Annotated in this window: 16 protein-coding genes; 12 read left to right on the forward strand and 4 right to left on the reverse strand. The window is 61.7% G+C overall.

The features are described from left to right. The 9 genes from ACKLNA_RS17265 to ACKLNA_RS17305 all read left to right on the forward strand — a co-directional run bounded on the left by ACKLNA_RS17265 (position 1) and on the right by ACKLNA_RS17305 (position 12,843). Positions 1 to 1,059 (forward strand): beta-ketoacyl synthase, encoded by a 1,059-nt coding sequence (locus ACKLNA_RS17265; RefSeq protein ID WP_408986561.1) that lies wholly within the window; start codon positions 1 to 3, stop codon positions 1,057 to 1,059. Then, complete coding sequence (locus ACKLNA_RS17270; RefSeq protein WP_408986562.1) at positions 1,056 to 2,351, forward strand: beta-ketoacyl-[acyl-carrier-protein] synthase family protein; 1,296 nt, start codon at positions 1,056 to 1,058, stop codon at positions 2,349 to 2,351. Before ACKLNA_RS17265 ends, ACKLNA_RS17270 begins: the two co-directional genes overlap by 4 nt. Then, positions 2,348 to 3,556, forward strand: coding sequence for a beta-ketoacyl synthase N-terminal-like domain-containing protein (locus ACKLNA_RS17275; protein ID WP_408986563.1), 1,209 nt, complete (start codon positions 2,348 to 2,350; stop codon positions 3,554 to 3,556). Before ACKLNA_RS17270 ends, ACKLNA_RS17275 begins: the two co-directional genes overlap by 4 nt. A gap of 54 nt (positions 3,557 to 3,610) precedes the next feature. Continuing rightward, positions 3,611 to 6,481: an aminotransferase class III-fold pyridoxal phosphate-dependent enzyme gene (locus ACKLNA_RS17280; protein WP_408986564.1), complete on the forward strand. Its 2,871-nt coding sequence runs from the start codon at positions 3,611 to 3,613 to the stop codon at positions 6,479 to 6,481. Positions 6,482 to 6,490: 9 nt separating this feature from the next. Beyond that, positions 6,491 to 7,228 carry a 3-oxoacyl-ACP reductase family protein gene (locus ACKLNA_RS17285; RefSeq protein ID WP_408986565.1) on the forward strand — a complete coding sequence of 246 codons (738 nt, stop codon included), beginning with the start codon at positions 6,491 to 6,493 and terminating at the stop codon, positions 7,226 to 7,228. After that, the gene (locus tag ACKLNA_RS17290; RefSeq protein ID WP_408986566.1) at positions 7,225 to 7,989 is read left to right on the forward strand and encodes an SDR family NAD(P)-dependent oxidoreductase; all 765 of its coding nucleotides are present in this window, start codon (positions 7,225 to 7,227) and stop codon (positions 7,987 to 7,989) included. The genes ACKLNA_RS17285 and ACKLNA_RS17290 overlap by 4 nt, the downstream gene beginning before the upstream one ends. 2 nt (positions 7,990 to 7,991) lie before the next feature. After that, positions 7,992 to 9,287: a DUF1302 family protein gene (locus ACKLNA_RS17295; RefSeq protein WP_408986567.1), complete on the forward strand. Its 1,296-nt coding sequence runs from the start codon at positions 7,992 to 7,994 to the stop codon at positions 9,285 to 9,287. Between the two features lie 70 nt (positions 9,288 to 9,357). Further along, the gene (locus tag ACKLNA_RS17300; protein ID WP_408986568.1) at positions 9,358 to 10,194 is read left to right on the forward strand and encodes an outer membrane lipoprotein-sorting protein; all 837 of its coding nucleotides are present in this window, start codon (positions 9,358 to 9,360) and stop codon (positions 10,192 to 10,194) included. 33 nt (positions 10,195 to 10,227) lie between these two features. Beyond that, positions 10,228 to 12,843 (forward strand): efflux RND transporter permease subunit, encoded by a 2,616-nt coding sequence (locus tag ACKLNA_RS17305; RefSeq protein ID WP_408986569.1) that lies wholly within the window; start codon positions 10,228 to 10,230, stop codon positions 12,841 to 12,843. Positions 12,844 to 12,912: 69 nt separating this feature from the next. Here ACKLNA_RS17305 and ACKLNA_RS17310 read toward each other — a convergent pair whose 3' ends face one another. The 3 genes from ACKLNA_RS17310 to ACKLNA_RS17320 form a co-directional block, all read right to left on the reverse strand. Continuing rightward, positions 12,913 to 13,323: a MerR family transcriptional regulator gene (locus ACKLNA_RS17310; RefSeq protein WP_408986570.1), complete on the reverse strand. Its 411-nt coding sequence runs from the start codon at positions 13,321 to 13,323 to the stop codon at positions 12,913 to 12,915. Positions 13,324 to 13,522: 199 nt separating this feature from the next. Further along, entirely contained in the window at positions 13,523 to 14,098 is a 576-nt protein-coding gene (locus ACKLNA_RS17315) for an NAD(P)H-dependent oxidoreductase (protein ID WP_248744038.1), read from the reverse strand. Between the two features lie 55 nt (positions 14,099 to 14,153). Then, the gene (locus ACKLNA_RS17320) at positions 14,154 to 15,035 is read right to left on the reverse strand and encodes a LysR substrate-binding domain-containing protein (protein WP_408986571.1); all 882 of its coding nucleotides are present in this window, start codon (positions 15,033 to 15,035) and stop codon (positions 14,154 to 14,156) included. Positions 15,036 to 15,117: 82 nt separating this feature from the next. Here ACKLNA_RS17320 and ACKLNA_RS17325 point away from each other — a divergent pair, with 82 nt between their 5' ends. Next, complete coding sequence (locus tag ACKLNA_RS17325; RefSeq protein ID WP_408986572.1) at positions 15,118 to 15,882, forward strand: sulfite exporter TauE/SafE family protein; 765 nt, start codon at positions 15,118 to 15,120, stop codon at positions 15,880 to 15,882. On the opposite strand, the gene ACKLNA_RS17330 is transcribed toward ACKLNA_RS17325, so the two are convergent. Next, on the reverse strand, positions 15,872 to 16,186 hold the full coding sequence (locus ACKLNA_RS17330) for a putative quinol monooxygenase (RefSeq protein WP_248744035.1): 315 nt from the start codon (positions 16,184 to 16,186) through the stop codon (positions 15,872 to 15,874). The two genes, ACKLNA_RS17325 and ACKLNA_RS17330, sit on opposite strands and share 11 nt — an antisense overlap. 203 nt (positions 16,187 to 16,389) lie before the next feature. On the opposite strand from ACKLNA_RS17330, the gene ACKLNA_RS17335 reads away from it, so the two are divergent. Together ACKLNA_RS17335 and ACKLNA_RS17340 are read left to right on the forward strand one after the other, a co-directional pair. Then, positions 16,390 to 16,980, forward strand: coding sequence for an NAD(P)H-dependent oxidoreductase (locus tag ACKLNA_RS17335; RefSeq protein WP_265812382.1), 591 nt, complete (start codon positions 16,390 to 16,392; stop codon positions 16,978 to 16,980). A 60-nt stretch (positions 16,981 to 17,040) separates the two neighbouring features. Beyond that, positions 17,041 to 17,952: a LysR substrate-binding domain-containing protein gene (locus tag ACKLNA_RS17340; protein WP_408986573.1), complete on the forward strand. Its 912-nt coding sequence runs from the start codon at positions 17,041 to 17,043 to the stop codon at positions 17,950 to 17,952. Positions 17,953 to 18,039: the final 87 nt, after the last annotated feature.

An 18,039-nucleotide genomic window follows, 5' to 3' on the forward strand; every position in this document is an offset into this window, starting at 1 on the left:
ATGAACAGAGCCCTCTACATCAATGCGGCTGCCGTGCTCAATGCGGCCGGCAGCGAATGCGCCGACCTGCTCGGTACACCGCCGGTGCCACAACCGCTGGCCTTCGACCCGCAACGCAACGCCTTGGCGCTGCCCGCGCCGCGCCTGGCCAGCGATCTGTTCGATCGCAAGATCCAGCGCAGCGTCGAGCCCCAGGGGTTGCGTCTGCTGCACTGCGCCGCACGCCTGGCGCCCGCGCTGGCGGCGCTGCAACTGCCTGCTGCACGCATTGCCCTGACCGCCGCCATTCCGGAGGTGGACGCGCCAAGCCCTTGCTGGGATGCAGTGCAAGCGATCCTCGAACAGCCGCAAAAACAGCTGTCGCAACTGTTGGCCAACACCCCGCCATTGCATGCGTTGACGCTGCTCAACAGCAGTGTGATGGCTTACGTGGCCGAGGCGCTGAATTGCCATGGCCCGATGGGCGGCTTCTGCTCCCAGGACAATGCCGGGCTCGATGCGTTGATCGAGGCCTGTCAGCAAATTGCCGAACATCACGCCGATGCGGCGCTGGTGGTCAGCAGCAGCCCGAACCTGACTCCGGCCCTGTACCTGCGCGAGCCCGCTCTGGCGGACGAGCCGGTTTACGGTGAAGGCGCTGCGGCGCTGTTGCTCAGTTCGACACCGGTGCAGGACGCCACGCAGATCTTGCGCGTGGCCGGGTTTGCCCGGGGCTACAGCACGGATCCGCAGCGCACGCTGGCCGTCGGCAAACGAGTGATCGAGCGCGCCCTGAGCCAGGAAAAACTGTGTATGGGTGACGTTGCCAATGTGGTGGCCAACCCCGCCGACCGGCCACTGATGAGCCTGTTTGAATCAATGCCGCACAGCCGGCGCAGTGTCAGCGCAATGACCGGCGAACTGGGCGCCAGCGGATTGCTGACCGAGGTCGCCATGGCTTTGCACCGCAGTCGCGACGCAGGCGCCATGCCCGGCTACACGTTGCTCGTCAGTCATGGTCGCGCCGGTCACTGGGGCGCATTGCTGTTGGCCAGTGAAACCCTGGAGAAGTACGCATGAGTGCGACACGGATTGTGATCACCGGAATGGGCGCGGTAACCGGATTTGGTTTCGAATGGCAGACCCTCTGGGAAAAAATGCTCGGCGCCGAACATTGCGTGCGCCCGTGGCAGCCGCAAGATTTGCAGGAGAACGAATTTCCTGTTCGCTACGCGGCGCCCGTGGACATGACGTTGTTGCCCGGGCACTTGCAGAACCACCCGGCCTGGACGCTGCCCCTGGAAAAACGCAGTCGCTTTGGCTGGGTGGCCGCCACCCAGGCCGTCGCCGACAGCGGGTTGAACCCCGAGCAGTTGCGCGATGCTGCCGTGCTGTGTGCCTCCGGGGCTCCGCAACACATGCTCGCCGACATGCTCCTGACCCAGGCGCCGGACGGCAATGCACCGGACTGGCAACACCTGATGGCGCGGGCAACAGAAGTCAGCGCCGAGGGTTCTCTGCGCCAGGCCAACGACCGGCTGGCGCGAGTGATTGCCGACGATCTCGGTTGTGAAGGCCCGGTGATCAATATCAGCAGTGCCTGTGCCGGTGCGTCCCAGGCGATCGGCAATGCGTTCCAGATGATTCGTCGCGGCGAAGTGAATGTTGCCGTGGCCGGTGGCGCCGACTCGGTGCTCAACCTCGACACCATGGCCGCTTTGTACCTGCTGGGCGCAGCCTCGGGCGAGCAGCGCTGGGGCGCTGACCTGTGCCGTCCGTTCGATCGTGACCGCAGCGGCCTGATCGCCGGCGAGGGCGGCGGGTTTGTTGTATTGGAAAGTCTTGAGCATGCCCTGGCGAGGGGGGCGACCCCGTATGCCGAAGTGCTCGGTTACGGCAGCAGCCTGGATGCCTACAAGGTCACCGCACCGCAGCCTGAAGGCCGGGGCGCCGCGCTGGCCATGCAAGCGGCGCTGGACGATGCCGGGTTGCAGCCGCAGCAGATTGACCTGATCAATGCCCACGGCACTTCGACGCCCCTCAATGATATTGCCGAAACCCTGGCCATCAAGCAGGTGTTCGCTCAGCACAAGCATTATCAGGCGCTGGCTGTCAGTGCCAACAAATCGCAATTCGGCCACCTGATCGCGGCGGCCGGGGCGCCGGAGTGCATTGTCACTGCGCTGGCCTGTCTGAACGATCTGGTCACACCCACCGTGAACCTGCACGAGGCCGATGAACGCTGCGATCTGGATTATTGCGCCGGTCAGGCCGTCAGCCGTCGTGTGGATTACGCCCTCAGCAACTCCTTTGGCTTCGGCGGCCTGAACACCTCGCTGGCCCTTGGCAAATATCGGGAGCACGGACAATGAGTAGCGCCACTGCACGCATTGCCATCGCTGGCAGCGGTTGTGTGTTGCCCACGGGTTGGGGCGTCGAGGGTTTCTGGGCGGCGGCCCGGGAAGGTCGCAGTGCGATCGCGCCGCTGCAAACGCCGCTGTTTCGCAGTGAACGCATCGCCGCGTTCGGACAGATCGATGACGCCACGCACCAGCGCAGTCGCCAGGACGTTGCGCAAAACCTGCAGCGTTACTGCCCGCCGGCGGTGATCTGGGGTGTCAGCGCGGTGCGTCAGGCGCTGGCCGAGGCCGGCGTCGAACCCGGCCAGGACGGTTTGCGTTACGGCCTCTATTGCTGTCAGGGCGGGTATACCCATCCGTCGGTGGCTTCCTATGGTGAACTGCTTCAGGAGTCCCGGACCGACAGCGCTGCCGACATGAACCGCCTCGCGCAGCAAGTGTTGCAGGAGCGTGCGCTCGATCCGTTTCTGGTGCTCAAGAGTCTGAGCAACGGCTTGCTCGGTGTGGTCAGTCTGGCGTTGAAACTGGAGTGCGAGTGCAACGCCTACATGCAGGGCGTGGCCGGCAATCTGGCGGCATTGCGCCAGGCGCACAGTGCCTTGCAGAGTGGACGCATCGACGTGGCCATCGTGGTCGGGGCCGGCAGTGAGCTCGACCCGCTGGCGCTGGCCACGCTCGCCGAAGCGGGCGTGATCAGTACCGACGGTTCACAGCATATGCTCGCCTTCGACCGCCAGGGTTCGGGCGGCATTGCCGGCGAAGGCGCTGCCGCGCTGGTGCTGCGGCGGGCCGCGGATCTGCCGCCGGGACCGCAGACCTGCCTGTCGGCGCTGTTCGCGCACCCGCGTCTGGACGCTCTGAGCCTGCCGGACAAACAGGTCGATTTGCTGATCAGCAGTGCCAGCGGCACTGCGCACAAGGACGCCGATCTGGCCCGCACGCTGGCCCGTACCGGCGCCGCACACATCACCAGCAGCACGGCGCTGACCGGCATCCTCAGCGGTGCGCCGAGTCTGGTCGACCTGATCCTCGCCCGTCAGATGCTGCAGGCCCAAAGCATCGCGCCGATTGCCGGGCTGACGCAGCCGGTGGATACGCATCTGCCGTTTGTATCGGGCGAATTGCGGGATGCGGTTCTGCACGATTGCCTGGTGATCAACCGCGACGACAACGGCTTCAGCGCCTGTTACCAACTCGACTTGCAGGCGGACGACTGACCGCTTCAAGGCAATACATCGCTTCTGAATTTTTACTCAAGGGATATGACTGTCATGGATTACCGCGATTACGTTCGGCCAAAATTCGTTGAATTGATGCAGGCCCTGGGCCTGGAGTGCCAGTTCCATCGGGCGCAGGGCAGCAAACTGTTCTACCGCGACAAGCTGGGTGACGAAGTGACCGTCACCGATTTTCTCGGTGGCTACGGTGCCGCGCTGTACGGTCACAACGATCCGCAATTCGTCGATCAGCTGTGCGGCCTGCTGCGCGCCGATGTGCCGTTCAACGCGCAAATGTCGGTGCGTGGCGCGGCGGGGCAGTTGGGGCGCGAACTCAGCGAAGCGTTCAACCGTGAGCTGAACAACACCGAGCGCTACATTTCCACGTTCTCCAACAGTGGCGCCGAGTCGGTGGAAATCGCCGTCAAGCATGCCGAGTACCGTCGTCAGAAAAACCTGCAGAAACAGTTCGACGAGCGTGATTTTGAACTGGCGAATCTGGTGGCCAGTGACAAGGCCTATGTCGAGCTGGAGATCGATGATCTCGACCTGCCGGCCGGCCTGTTGCCGCCGCACCTGACCTGCGTGACCGTGCGTCAGGTGGCCGAGGCTGTGCGTCAGCACAACCTCGCGCAACTGCATGTCGAGCCGGTCTTCCTCGCGGTGCGAGGCAGCTTCCACGGCAAACTGGTGAACACTGTTCAACTGACTTACGGCAAGCAATACCGCAAGCCATTTGCCCGTTTCGGGCTCAATGTCGAATTCATCGATCCGCATCAACCGCAGCAGCTGCAAGACCTGCCGGCCCGCCACCAGCATCACTGGCTGAGCCTGGAGTGGAGCGGCGAAACCCTGCACGTGCGCCGTGAAGCGTTCAGCGCAATCACTGCTGTGCTGCTGGAACCAATCCAGGGCGAGGGCGGGATCAACGAGTTTGCCAAAGAGTTCTATCTGGGCCTGCGTCGCCTGTGCAACGAGCAGCAATGCCCGTTGGTCATCGACGAAGTGCAGTCGGGTTTCGGTCGCACCGGCACCTTGCTCGGCGCCACCCATTTCAACCTGCAGGGCGACTACTACTGCCTGTCCAAGGCGCTGGGCGGCGGCTTGATGAAAATCGCCGCCACCGTGATTCGCGCCAGCCATTACGAAAACGATTTCAGCTACATCCACAGCTCGACCTTCGCTGAAGACGATGCGTCGTGCCACATCGCGCTGTCGGCCCTGCGCCGGCTGTTCGAAAACGACAGCGCCATGCTCAAGGATGTGAACAAGAAGGGCGAGTACCTCAAGACTTCGCTGCTGGAGCTCAAGGCGGCCTATCCGGACGTGATCGCCGATGTGCGCGGGCGCGGTCTGCTGCTGGGGTTCGAACTGCATGACCTGACCGGCGCCAGTTCGCTGGTCCAGGCTTCGGCGCAGTACAACGATGCGCTGGGCTACATCATTGCCGGCTACCTGTTGCAGTTCGAGTCGTTGCGCGTGGCGCCGTCGGGCAGCAATGCCAATGTGATTCGCCTGGAACCACCGGTGTGCATCACCTTCCAGGAAATCGATGGCCTGATCGCTTCGCTGCAAAAAGTCTGCGACATGCTGCGTCGTCGCGACGCGTTCCCGCTGGCTGCCGGTGTGTGTGCCGACAGCATCGCCCAGGTGCCGGCGCGCGAAGTCAGCTTCACGGAGACCGAAAGCCTCCCAAAGTCTGACGAGAACGTGCGCGTGGTTGCACGCGTGGCGTTCATCAACCACCTGATCGATGCAGACATGCTCAGTGATGTCGACCCTTCGCTGTCGACCCTGAGCCCGGAGCAGAAGCGCGAGTTCATCAAACGCATGGCCCCCGAGCGCCGCGCGGCGCCTATCGGTCCGGTGCAGATCCGCTCGAAACTCGGCACGGCGGTGGAGTTCACCCTCTATCCGCTGTGCATGGATTCCGATGCGATGGCGGCTTATATCGCCAGCGGCGATCTGGAAACCATCCGCGAGGAAGTCGGCAATCGCATCAAGGATGCCCGCGCCGACGGCTATAGCGTGGCCGGCCTGGGCATGTACACCTCGATCGTCACCAACAACTGTCAGGCGCTGAAAATTCCTGACATGGCGCTGACCTCGGGCAACGCACTGACCATCGGCATGGGGCTGGAAGCCATCGAGCAGGGCTGCAAACAGCAAGGGCTGGAACTGAGCCGGCAGACCGCTGCGGTGGTCGGTGCTGCCGGCAACATTGCTTCGACCTACGCCTCGCTGTTGTCGACCAGTGTCGAGCACCTGATCCTGATCGGCAGTGGTCGCGACGGCTCGCTGCGACGCCTGGAGAAAACCGCTCAGCAGATTTACGCCGAAGCCGCCCGGGCCATTCTCAAGGGTGTTGCCGAGCACGATCGTCTCGCCAGTCGCCTGCAGCAACTGCGGGGTATCGACGCCCTGCTGCAAGCCCATGGCAACAGTGCCGATCTCGGGCAGCGCGTGGCGCAACTGGTCGATGAGCAACTGGGAAGCAACGCGTTCATCACCGTCAGCAACGACCTCGATGCCTTGAAGCAGGCGCGCATCGTGCTGTGTGCGGCGAATGCACCGCAGGCGTTTCTCGGTGCCGAACACTTTGCCGAAAACAGCGTGATCTGCGACATCGCCGTTCCGCTGAACGTGGACCAGAACCTCGCCGGCCAGCGCTCCGACGTGCTGTACATGCACGGCGGGATTGTCCAGACGCCGCTGGGCGATGGCCTGGCCCTCAACGTTCGCGCCTACCTCAAGCAAGGTCAGTTGTACGCCTGCATGGCGGAGTCGGTACTGATGGGGTTGTCGGGCATGAAACAGCACTACTCCTACGGCGACATCAGTCGTGAGCAAGTGCAACAGATCCGTGCACTGGCCGCGACCCACGGGTTCAGCCTCGCGCAGTTCAAAACCGACAACTCGCTGTAAGGAACGGTCATGCCGAACAAAGTAGCAGTAGTGACCGGCGGCAGCCGTGGCATCGGCCGGGCCATCGTCCTGGCGCTGGCAGGTGCCGGTTATCAAGTGGCGTTCAGTTATGTGCGTGATGAAGTAGCGGCGATCGCCTTGCGTGATGAAGTGCAAGCGTCGGGCGTGGATTGCCTGGCGCTGCAATGCGACATCAGCCGTGGCGACAGCATCGGGTCATTCTTCGAGCGGGTCGAGGCGCATTTCCAGCGCGTCGATCTGCTGGTCAACAACGCCGGCATTACCCGTGACGGCTTGCTGGCGACGATGCCGGCCAGCGACATCCTGGAGGTGATCCAGACCAACCTGGTCGGCACCTTGCTCTGCTGTCAGCAAGTGCTGCCGGGCATGCTGCGCCAGCGTAGCGGCTGCATCGTCAATATCAGTTCGGTCGCCGCGCAAAAGCCCGGCAAGGGCCAGAGCAACTATGCCGCGGCCAAGGGCGGGGTCGAAGCCATGACCCGCGCGCTGGCGGTCGAGCTGGCGCCACGCAATATCCGGGTCAATGCGGTGGCACCGGGGATCGTCAAGACCGAGATGAGCACCGCGCTGATCGGCAGTCAGGAAGAGCAGATCCAGTCGCGGCTGCTGATCAAGCGTTACGCCGAACCCGAGGAAATTGCCGAGGCAGTGCTGTACCTCGCCGACCGTGGCCTGTACCTGACCGGGGAGGTCCTGCCGGTGAACGGCGGGTTGAAAATGCCATGAGCCGCACCATTCTGATTACCGGTGCGGCCAAGGGCATCGGTCGCGCGGTGGCCGAGGACTTCGCGGCCAATGGCGACAATCACCTGATCCTGCTGGACCTGGATCTGCCGCAACTGCAGGGCTGGGTAGATGAGCAGCAGGAGCGGATCAACGCGCGGGTCGAGACCCACGCGGCGAACATCGCCGACCTGTCTGCCATGGAAGCGTTTTTCAAGCAGCTCGGCACCCGGATCAAGCAGGTCGACGTGCTGGTCAACAGTGCCGGTATCTGCAATGAAAACGAGCCCGAAGATCTGCACAACTGGCACAAGGTGATTTCGGTCAACCTCAACGGTACGTTTTACGTGACCTCGTTGTGCCTGGCGCTGATGCCGGATCGGGGACGGATCATCAACATGTCCTCGATCCTCGGGCGGGCCGGCAAGGTGCGCAACACCGCGTACTGCGCGTCCAAGCACGGCATCGTCGGCATGACCAAGGCTCTGGCGCTGGACCTGGCGCCGCGGCAGATCACGGTCAACGCGATTCTGCCGGCCTGGATCGATACACCGATGCTCCAGGGCGAACTGGCGACGCAAGCGGCGATTGCCGGTCTGACCCAGGAACAGATCGTGCGCAACGCGAAGAAAAAACTGCCGATGCGCCGCTTCATCCAGAGCGAAGAAGTGGCGGCGATGGTGCGTTACCTGGCCAGTCCTGAAGCCGGCGGGGTCACGGCCCAGAGCCTGGTGATCGATGGCGGCGTCGGGTTGGGAATGTAGCGATGCCAGGATCTATCAACCGCATCGCCTGGGCGATGTGGGCGTGCGTGGCCGCTCCGGCGGCCGTCGCGGCCCTGGAAGTCGACGATCTCAAGCCCGATTACGCCGACGCCGAAATCGGCGTGGCCACGGCACTGCGCCTGCACGGTGACGATCAGGTCACACAGAAGGCCGTGTATTTCAAAGCCAACCTGGAGGACAACTGGGACGGCGGCTATTACAAGGCCAAGGGCCGTGTGCGGTATGACACCCGCTACGACGGCAACAACCCGTACAGCGAACGCGCCCGGGAAAAATATCGCTTCGACGCTGATTGGCGGCATCTGTATGTCGGTCATTCGCTGGGCGACGGTGAAGTGACGGTCGGCTGGCAGCAGGTGGTCTGGGGGCGAGCGGATGAATTGCGTGTGCTGGACCAGATCAACCCGCTGGACTATCGCGATGGGCTGACCCCGTTGCTTGAAGACAGCCGCATCGCCGTGCCGATGGTGCGTGTGACGCAGCCCGTGGGCGAGTGGGAACTGGAAGCGCTGTGGATCACCGACTTCGTCAAGAACCAGCCGCCGGTGGCGGGCAGCGAGTTCGCCGCGCCGCTGTTTGCGGCGCCCGATCCGGAGTATTTCCTGCTTGATTCCAAACCCGGTTATGACGGTGACAAGGGCTATTCCTATGGTCTGAGCGCCAACGGCCGGATCGGTGCGGTGGACACTAGTTTCGTGGCACTGAGCGCACGTCAGCAGGACCCGGTGTATGCCGTCGAAGGTCTGGCCGATGACGGTCGTACACGCCTTGAACGCCAGTTTCCCCGTTACACCATGGGCGGTGCAGGTCTGGCGATCGACGCCGGTCACAGCATCGTGGTGCGCAGCGAGATCGCCTGGTTCGACAACTGGCGCGTGACCAATCCGACCCGCGCCTACGGTGCCGACAGCACCTCGATGGTCAAGTCGCTGCTGGGCGTCGACTATCTGTGGCGCGACTGGCTGATTTCCGCGCAATGGCAGGAACAGGTGCTGCTCGACTGGCAGGACGGGATGCTGCAGGACAAGCGCGAGCCGCTGTTCACGCTGTCGGCCGAAGGCACTCACTGGCAGGACCGGCTCAAGAGCCGACTGGTGGCTGCTGCCTCGCCGCCGCTCAAGGACAACGCTTTGCTGCAGGGCATCTTCACCTACAAACCGGTGGACTACATCAAGCTGGGACTGGAAGTGGACGTGTTCTTCGGCAAACCCGACAGGGCCTTCGGCGAGTACAGCAAGCGCGATCAAGTGCGGCTGTCCGCCGGCTATCTGTTTTAACCCCGTGACGCCTGCCTGCCGCCGGTGGCGCAGGCCCGCATGTACTCATCCGACGAAAAGGGAAATTCCGATGTTGCCTCTTTTGAAAAGCCTGACCGCCACCGCGTTGATCCTCAGTGGCGTCTGCGCCAGCGCTGCCGACGGCAGCAATGCCGATGAAATCATTCGCCAGGTGCGTGATCGCAATGACGGTAAAAGCTTCATGTCCCAGGTGTCGTTGATCCTCCACGACAAGAAGGGCAATACCCGGGTTCGTGAATTCACCTACCTGCAGAAGGACTACCCGGACAGCGACAAATTCAGCATGTATTTCTCGGCGCCGACCGATGTGCGCGACGTCGCGTTCCACATCGAAAACCCGCATGAGACCCTGGGCCTGGAAGACAGCCAGTGGATGTACCTGCCGGTCAGTCGCCAGACCCGCCGGATCTCCACCACCGACAAGCGTGGCTCGTTCATGGGCAGCGAATACTCCTATGCCGATCTGGACAAGATCCGGGTCAAGGATTACTCGCAGACATTGTTGGGTGAAGAGCAGATCAAGGGCCGCGACTGCTACGTGATCGAACGTGAACCGGCGTCCCCTGAAGTGCTGGCCAAGACCGGTTACAACAAACTCAAGGTGTGGATCGACAAGCAGAATTTCCTGGTCATGCGTCAGGACTTCTTCGACGTCAAAGGTGTGCTGATCAAGCAGATGCGCACCCAGAAGGTCGAGACCATCGACGGGATCGACAGCATCCTGCTCAGTGAAACCGAACACTTCATCGACGGTACGCGCTCGGAAATGCGCTTCAACCAGTTGCAGTACAACGTCCCGCTCGAAGACCGGCTGTTTACCCAGACCGCCATCAAGCGCGGCCTGAAAACCGGTGACCTGCCGGAATTTTCCGTGACTGCCCGCTAAGCGCCGCTCCCGACGACCCTGGAACACATGATCATGGAAAGATACCTGAACTTCGTCGAGCGCCATGCGCGGGCGATCGTTTTCCTGCTGGTGGCGATCACTGCGTATTTCACCTATACGCTGGGCGCGCTGGTCTCGGACACCAACCCTTATCTGCTCAAGGACAGCCATCCGGCGCGCAAGACCATCATCGATTTGCAGGGTGAGTTCACCGGCACCTTCGACTCGGTGATGGTGGCGCTGAACAACCCGCAGACGGTCTTCAACAAACAGACGCTCAATGCGCTGTTTTCGATGTCGCAGTCGGTGCGCAAGATGATCCTGGCCAACGACGCCGACAAGGAGCAACTGGCGCAAATCGTTGCCCGCTACCCGAATGACAGCCGCGCGCAGTTATTGACCCGGGACATTCTGGAGGACGGTTTTTCCCAGAATGATTACGCGCAGGCCAAGGCCTTGCGCGATCATGCCCAGAGTCAGAACTGGGATGCTCATGATCAGTTGTTCCTGACCTTCCTCGCCGAGCGGATCAACCCGATTCGCGAAATGGCCTCGATGGGCGACCTGGAAAACATCGTGCTGACCGACGGTGGCGAGTTGTTGATCCACAAGACCCTCAACGCCTATGACATGGACCCGGCCGTGGTCGAGTCACAGATCATGGGCAACGAACTGATGGTCGACGGGGTGGTGTCGAAGGACAAGAAAGTCGCGATGCTGGTGGCCGAACTCGGCACCAAGCAGGATGACGCCCAGGCGCAGTTGCGCGCCTATCAGATCGTGCGGGGCATCGTCGCGCAGTATCAGGCCGAGCACCCCGAGTACAAGGACGAGATCTTCATTGCCGGCATGCCGATCTTCATCGCGGCCCAGCAGGAAATCATCGACCATGACCTGGCGGTGCTGTTTCCGATCGTGTTTCTGCTGATCACCCTGCTGTTGATTTTCTTCTTCCGCAAACCGCTGGGCGTGTTGTTGCCGCTGTTCAACATTCTGTTCTGCACCATCTGGACGCTGGGCCTGATGGCGCTGCTGCGGGTGCCGTTCGACCTGTTGACCAGCGTACTGCCGGTGTTTCTGTTCACCATCTGCTGCTCGGACGCCATCCATGTGATGGCCGAATATTACGAGCAGAAAAACGCCGGCAAGAGCAACCGTGACGCCAACCGCGAAACCCAGCGCCTGATGGTCGTGCCGGTGGTGTTGACGACGGTGACGACCATCGCCACGTTCATGATTTCCACCACCAACAACATCGTCAGCATCCGTAACTTCGGCGTGTTCATGTCCATCGGCCTGACGGCGGCACTGATCATTTCGTTGCTGCTGATTCCGGCCTGGATTTCCATCTGGGGCAAGGATCAATCGCCGCAGGCCAGGGTGGCCGCGCACAAGGAATCGATCATCTCGCGTTATCTGGTGGCGTTCTGCGCCTGGATGATCCGCTTTCGCAAACCGATTCTCATGGTCATGCTGCCGTTGCTGGCGCTGGCCACTGTGTTCACCTTCCGCGTCGATATCGAAGACTCGGGCATCGCCTACTTCAAGTCTGAGAGCCATATCCGCGTCTCGGACCAGTTCATCAACCACGCCAAAGTGGCGGGTACGGCGCCGGGCTGGATTGCCATCGACAGCAAGGAGCCACGCGGGGTGCTGACCACGGAGGTGGTGCAGTTCATCGACAGGCTCGACCACTTCATCAAGCAACAGCCGAACGTGAGTTACGGCTACTCCCTGGCCACTTACGTCAAGCGCATGAACCTGGTGCTCAACGACATGAACCCTGATTACCTGCGCGTTCCCGACGCCATGGAAAAGGTGACCTCCGTCAATGACGACGGGCAGGTCGAGCATTTCGAAGTACCAGGCAATTCGCTGATCGAGCAGCACGTGATGCTGTTCGAGAACGGTGGCGGCTCGGACCTGAACAACGTGCTCAACGCCGACTTCTCCAAGGCCTTGACGCTGTACACCATGACCTCGTCGGTCGCCAGCGATTATCAGGGCATGCTCGATCGCCTCGACGCCTGGCTGCTGGTGAACAAACCGGCCAACCTGGAGGTGACGCATGCCGGCACGCCGTTGATCTGGACCGGTGTGTTGCAGGAAATCACCCAGGGCCAGGTACTGAGCTTTTCCCTGGCGTTGCTGGTCGTCACGCTGATGATGATGTACTGGCTCAAATCGGTGCGGCTGGGCATCCTCGGCATGTTGACCCTGCTGACCACCTCGGTCACGGTCTACGGCTTCATGTTCCTGTTCGGGATCCAGCTGAACATCGGCACGACGCTGGTGACTTTCCTGGTGGTGGGCGTGGTCGATTACGCGGTGCACCTGTTGTCGCGCATCAAGTTGCTGGTGCAGCAGGGCATTGAAGTCGACGCGGCCATTCTGCAGGCGATGCACAGCGTCGGCCGTTCGACGGTGATCAACGTGGTGATCTTCTCCGTCGGCTTCATGGCGCTGTTGTTTTCTGACTTCAAGCCGATTGTCGACCTGGGGGCACTGGTGGCCATGGCGCTGTTCTCCAGCGGTGTCATGACCATCATTCTGGTGACGCTGGTTTCGCCGTGGTTCTTCGGTGCGATTGAGCCGGTTGTCCAGCCCGCTCAGGCGCAACGTGTCGACGCAGAGCCAGTACCGGGCTGAATGCGCCCGGACCGGGTCCGCCTGCCCTGATCCGACAGGCGAACCGGCCCATGCGTCGCAGAAGGGTTTTCAGTTCAGCGTAGCGCCCGGGGTTTTTTCCCCATGCCGGGCGATGCGCTCGAACTGACACTCCTGTCGAGCCTCGTGGAGGTTGTTTTCAAACGCTTCAAGACCATCGTACAACTGCTGCAAATCGCCGATCTGGGTCACCAGCTCGGCTTTTTTCTGGGCGATGGCATTCTGTGCCATGTCCCAGGGGAATTCGTCGCCGCGGTAGTTGTTCAGGATGACTTGCAGCTCCTTGAGCTTGAAGCCCAGTTGCTGGGCGCATTTGATGAACGTCAGTACCTCGACGCTTTCTTGACTGTAGATACGGTATTTGCCTTCACGCTTGGGCTCGGGCAACAGGCCGATTTCTTCGTAATGGCGAATGCTTTTGACTGTGGTGCCCGACAGCTGGGCGGCTTTGCCGATATACATAAAGATCCATCTCGATGATCAAACAGGGCTTAGCGTGACCAGGCTCGAGGCCTGATCGGCGGGCGATTATAGGGTGAATACCATCGGCAGGTTGCAACTGTGCGTAAATGACGCGCACAGCTGACGGACGGGCTCGGGGAGAGCCCGTGGAGGGGCTGACGGCGTCGGCGGCGCCGTCAGTTGAACAGTCGCGTCAGATTCAGAACGCGGCGCTGGCTCGCGCCTGTTGCAGCCACACATCGCGCTGCTCCGGTTTGGAGCCGAGCATGGGGCCGAACGTCAGGGTCTTGATCGGTTTCACGCCGCAGAACTCCAGCGTGGTCTTGCGGACCTGGTGCAGACCCGGCATGCCGTAGAACCACTTGTAGTACCAGTACGGCGTGTCCATGGTCACCAGCAAATGGGCGGTGCGGCCTTTGAGCAGTTTGTCCGGGAAGGCCTTGCCCTCGCGGTACTTGAAGGCGAAACCGGGCAGGAAGATGCGATCCAGAAAGCCTTTCATCAACGCCGGAATCCCGCCCCACCAGATCGGGTAGACGAAGGTCAGGTGCTCGGCCCAGGTGATGTCGGCCTGCGCCTGCAACAGATCGGGTTCCAGCGGCTGAATCTTGTTGTAACCCTCGTGCAGGACCGGGTCGAAATCCAGCGCATCCAGGCGCATCAACCGCACCTCATGCCCGGCGTCCTTGGCCGCCTGAACGTAGGTTTCACTCAGTGCTCCGCAAAAACTGTCGGTGGAGGGGTGTCCCAGAATCACGAGCATTCGTTTGCTCATTGTGTGTACTCCTGAAAAGAAGCTCACAGGATAGAGTCTGCCCCTAGCGGTAGAGTCAAGGCGTCAGAGCATCAAGCAAGGCCTGGCTATAGGCCGGCAGATGAGCGAAATTTCGTGAACACAGATGCAGTGTCCGCCTGGCCCAGGCGTCGTCCAGCGGCACGCAGATAAATGAGTTCGTCCGGGGCCAGCGCTCAACCGCCACTTTGGGCACGATTGCCAGCCCCGCGCCACGCGCAACCATGCGCATGAGGCCATCGAAGCCATCGACGCGGATTCGGATCGTCAAGCGCTGGCCGATGTGCAGCGCCTGTTCCTCCAGATGAATCGCCAAGGCACTGTCGGCACCCAGCGCTACATAGTCATGGGCCAGGGTTTCGGCAAAGGTCAGCGAGAGACGTTCTGCCAGCGCATGGCCCGGTGGCACGAGCAGCACCAGCGGGTCTTCGCGAAATGCCCGGGTCTGCAAGTCGCGGGTGTCCACGGCGTCAGAGACGATGCCAAGGTCTGCCGCTCCCTGGCGCAAGGCGTGGGTGATGCGGGCACTGGGCAGTTCCTGCAAGTCGATGTCGAGGTTGGGATGTTCGCGCAGGAAATCCGCCAGCACTTCCGGCAGGTATTCGCTGATGGCCGTGGTATTGCACAACAGACGTACCTGGCCTTTGACACCCCGGGCGTATTCGTTCAAGTCCTGCTGCATGCGCTCGGCGTGTTGCAGCAGGAGTCGCGCATGTTGCGCCAGGGCCTTGCCGGCCGGCGTCGGTGTGACTCCGCGTCGCCCGCGCTCAAGGAACTCGGTGCCCAGCGACGCTTCCATGGCCCGGATCCGCGCACTGGCCGCCGCCAGTGACAAATGACTGCGTGCGGCGCCGGCGGTGATGTTGCCGCTGTCGAGGATGTGCAGGTACAGGCGCAGGTCGGTGAGGTCGAAGTGCATGATGCGTGGCTCTTGTTTAGAGAGAGGCTGTCTCAGTGTATGACAGATTTTCAGTTGATCCGCGCAGGCGCACAGTATCGCCATGAACGCACTCGCAGATTTTTATCAAAACCTCGGTCTGGCCCTGTCTTTGCTGGTGCTGATGACCTTCGTCCTTGCCGGTCTGGTGAAAGGCGTGATCGGCCTCGGCCTGCCCACCGTCGCCATGGGCTTGCTCGGTCTGGCTATGGTTCCGTCGCAGGCTGCGGCGTTGCTGATCATTCCGGCGACCTTGACCAACGTCTGGCAACTGGCGTTCGGCGGGCATTTGCGCGGGCTGGTGAAACGGCTGTGGCCGATGCTGCTGGCGATCTTTCTCGGCACGGCCGTCGGCACGTTGTGGATCGGCATGGCGGGTGGGCATTGGGTAGTGCGCGGACTTGGCGCGGCGTTGTTGCTCTATGCGTTGAGTGGATTGTTCCTGCCGACGCTGAGTGTCAGTCGCCGCCATGAACCGTGGCTCGGTCCGCTGTGTGGCGTGATCACCGGCGTCATCACATCGGCCACCGGTGTGTTCGTGATTCCCGCCGTTCCGTACATGCAGGCACTGGGTTTGAGCCGCGATGAACTGGTGCAGGCGCTGGGCCTGTCCTTCACCGTGTCGACCCTGGCGCTGGCCGGCGGATTGCTCTGGCGCGGGTCGCTCGGCGGCGCGGAACTGAGCGCCTCGCTGCTGGCGCTGATCCCCGCCGTGCTCGGCATGCTGCTAGGCCAATGGCTGCGTCAGCGCATCAGCGCCGTGCTGTTCAAGCGGGTGTTCTTCATCGGTCTGGGCGCGCTCGGCGCCCATCTCTTGATCAGCGGCTAGCGGACGAAACGCTGAGCATCTCGATCGGGCGGATGTCGAAATCCCGCTCCAGATACTCCATGCGTTGAGCGAGAAACTGCTGCATGTGCGGCAGGTTCGAGTGCACGTCCAGATGCGCCTGGCTTTCCCAGATCTCGTAGAAGATGAACAGGGTCGGGTCTTGCTTGTCGCGCAGCATGTGGTACTCGATGCAGCCGGGTTCGGCGCGGCTCGGCTCGACGTAGGCGCGGAAAAACGCTTCGAAGGCCTCGGCTTTTTCCGGGCGGGTCTTGGCGTGCAGGATGAAACCCTGGCGTTCGCTCATCGCAAAAAACTCCATTCAGATTCAGATTGCGGCCAATCCTACGGCAACAATCTGCACTCGATTCGTGCGTTTTACTCAAATGATTTTTGCGCAACCGCGGCTTATTCCGCGCGAGGCGCATCGTTAATCTGCCGCCATCCAATTTCTCCCCTTGTCCATCCGGCGCTCTGCGCTGTGCATCGGCATCCGATCGAGGCTGTCCCATGAAAAAAGTACTGTTGCTCAATGGCGGTAAAAAATTCGCCCACTCCGACGGTCGCTACAACACCACCCTGCACGAAGCGGCGCTGAGCGTGCTGGATCGCGGCGGTGTCGACGTCAAGACCACCTTCATCGACGAGGGTTACGACATCGCCGAAGAAGTCGCCAAATTCCTCTGGGCCGACGTGATCATTTATCAGATGCCGGGCTGGTGGATGGGCGCGCCGTGGACCGTGAAAAAGTACATCGACGAAGTCTTCACCGAAGGCCACGGCAGTCTGTACGCCAGCGATGGCCGCACTCGTTCGGATTCCTCGCAGAAGTACGGCAGCGGCGGTCTGATCCACGGCAAGCAATACATGCTGTCGCTGACCTGGAACGCGCCGCAGCAGGCGTTCGATGATCCGACCGACTTCTTCGAAGCCAAAGGCGTGGACGCCGTTTACTTCCCGTTCCACAAGGCCAACGAGTTCCTCGGCATGACCGGCCTGCCGACGTTTCTCTGCGTGGACGTGATGAAACGCCCGAACATCGAGGCCGACGTGGCGCGTTACGAGCAGCATCTGAGCGAGGTGTTTGGCCTCAAGGCCTGACGCTCGGCTACTATCGAAGGCCTGAGCCTGTGCAGCAGGCCTTTCGATTCGAGGACACCCGTGAAAGCCAGATCCGATGAGTTGCAGATTTTCGTCTGCGTGATCGAATGCGGTTCGATTTCCGCCGCCGCCGAGCAGGTGGGACAGACGCCGTCGGCGGTCAGCCGCACGCTGTCGCGGCTGGAAGCCAAGCTCGACACCACGCTGATCAACCGCACCACGCGGCGCATGGACCTGACCGAGGAGGGCAAGTATTTCTTCGAACAGGCCAAGCTGATCCTCGACCAGATGGACCAGATCGAAGAGCGCCTCTCTTCGCGCCAGCAAACGCCATCAGGACGGCTGCGCATCAACGCCGCGTCGCCGTTCATGCTCCACGCCATCGTGCCGTACATCGACGAATTCCGGCGGCTGTACCCGGACATCCAGCTCGAACTCAACAGCAACGACCTGATCATTGACCTGCTGGAACAAAGCACCGACGTCGCCATCCGCATCGGCACCCTCGCCGATTCGACGTTGCATGCCCGGTCGCTCGGCTGTAGTCCGCTGCTGATCGTCGCCAGTCCTGCCTATCTGGAAAAACACGGTGCGCCGCTCCAGGTCGCCGATCTGAGCGAACACACCTTGCTCGGCTTCACCCAGAACGAAGGCCTCAACCAGTGGCCGCTGCGTTACGTGCACGGCGACCGTTGGCCGATCACCCCGGCGATCAGCGCCTCCAGTGGCGAGACGGTTCGGCATCTGGCGCTGGAAGGCCAGGGCATTGCCTGCCTCTCGCATTTCATGACCATCGACGACATTCGCGCCGGGCGCCTCAAGGTGTTGCTGGCGGAATTCAACAGCGGTTATCGCCAGCCGATCAACGCGGTGTACTACCGCAACTCGCAACTGGCGCTGCGCATCCAGTGCTTCCTGGATTTCATCCAGAGCAAACTGGCGGCTTACGCCAGCGCCGATTTCAAAGGCTGATTCGTGATCCCTGCGCAACAGTGATTTGGTTGTGGGCGGGTTTTTCCACCGGGCCCGGCGGTCGATACTCGCTCCATCACTTATTCA

The sequence above is a fragment of the Pseudomonas sp. UV AK001 genome (assembly GCF_046097675.1).
In the GTDB taxonomy this organism is placed as follows: domain Bacteria; phylum Pseudomonadota; class Gammaproteobacteria; order Pseudomonadales; family Pseudomonadaceae; genus Aquipseudomonas; species Aquipseudomonas kribbensis.

Excerpts from the sequence above, each read along its gene's own strand:
- ACKLNA_RS17265 (WP_408986561.1), top strand. The coding sequence starts at position 1 with ATGAACAGAGCCCTCTACATCAATGCGGCTGCCGTGCTCAATGCGGCC.
- ACKLNA_RS17270 (WP_408986562.1), top strand. The coding sequence starts at position 1,056 with ATGAGTGCGACACGGATTGTGATCACCGGAATGGGCGCGGTAACCGGA.
- ACKLNA_RS17275 (WP_408986563.1), top strand. The coding sequence starts at position 2,348 with ATGAGTAGCGCCACTGCACGCATTGCCATCGCTGGCAGCGGTTGTGTG.
- ACKLNA_RS17280 (WP_408986564.1), top strand. The coding sequence starts at position 3,611 with ATGGATTACCGCGATTACGTTCGGCCAAAATTCGTTGAATTGATGCAG.
- ACKLNA_RS17285 (WP_408986565.1), top strand. The coding sequence starts at position 6,491 with ATGCCGAACAAAGTAGCAGTAGTGACCGGCGGCAGCCGTGGCATCGGC.
- ACKLNA_RS17290 (WP_408986566.1), top strand. The coding sequence starts at position 7,225 with ATGAGCCGCACCATTCTGATTACCGGTGCGGCCAAGGGCATCGGTCGC.
- ACKLNA_RS17295 (WP_408986567.1), top strand. The coding sequence starts at position 7,992 with ATGCCAGGATCTATCAACCGCATCGCCTGGGCGATGTGGGCGTGCGTG.
- ACKLNA_RS17300 (WP_408986568.1), top strand. The coding sequence starts at position 9,358 with ATGTTGCCTCTTTTGAAAAGCCTGACCGCCACCGCGTTGATCCTCAGT.
- ACKLNA_RS17305 (WP_408986569.1), top strand. The coding sequence starts at position 10,228 with ATGGAAAGATACCTGAACTTCGTCGAGCGCCATGCGCGGGCGATCGTT.
- ACKLNA_RS17310 (WP_408986570.1), bottom strand. The coding sequence starts at position 13,323 with ATGTATATCGGCAAAGCCGCCCAGCTGTCGGGCACCACAGTCAAAAGC.
- ACKLNA_RS17315 (WP_248744038.1), bottom strand. The coding sequence starts at position 14,098 with ATGAGCAAACGAATGCTCGTGATTCTGGGACACCCCTCCACCGACAGT.
- ACKLNA_RS17320 (WP_408986571.1), bottom strand. The coding sequence starts at position 15,035 with ATGCACTTCGACCTCACCGACCTGCGCCTGTACCTGCACATCCTCGAC.
- ACKLNA_RS17325 (WP_408986572.1), top strand. The coding sequence starts at position 15,118 with ATGAACGCACTCGCAGATTTTTATCAAAACCTCGGTCTGGCCCTGTCT.
- ACKLNA_RS17330 (WP_248744035.1), bottom strand. The coding sequence starts at position 16,186 with ATGAGCGAACGCCAGGGTTTCATCCTGCACGCCAAGACCCGCCCGGAA.
- ACKLNA_RS17335 (WP_265812382.1), top strand. The coding sequence starts at position 16,390 with ATGAAAAAAGTACTGTTGCTCAATGGCGGTAAAAAATTCGCCCACTCC.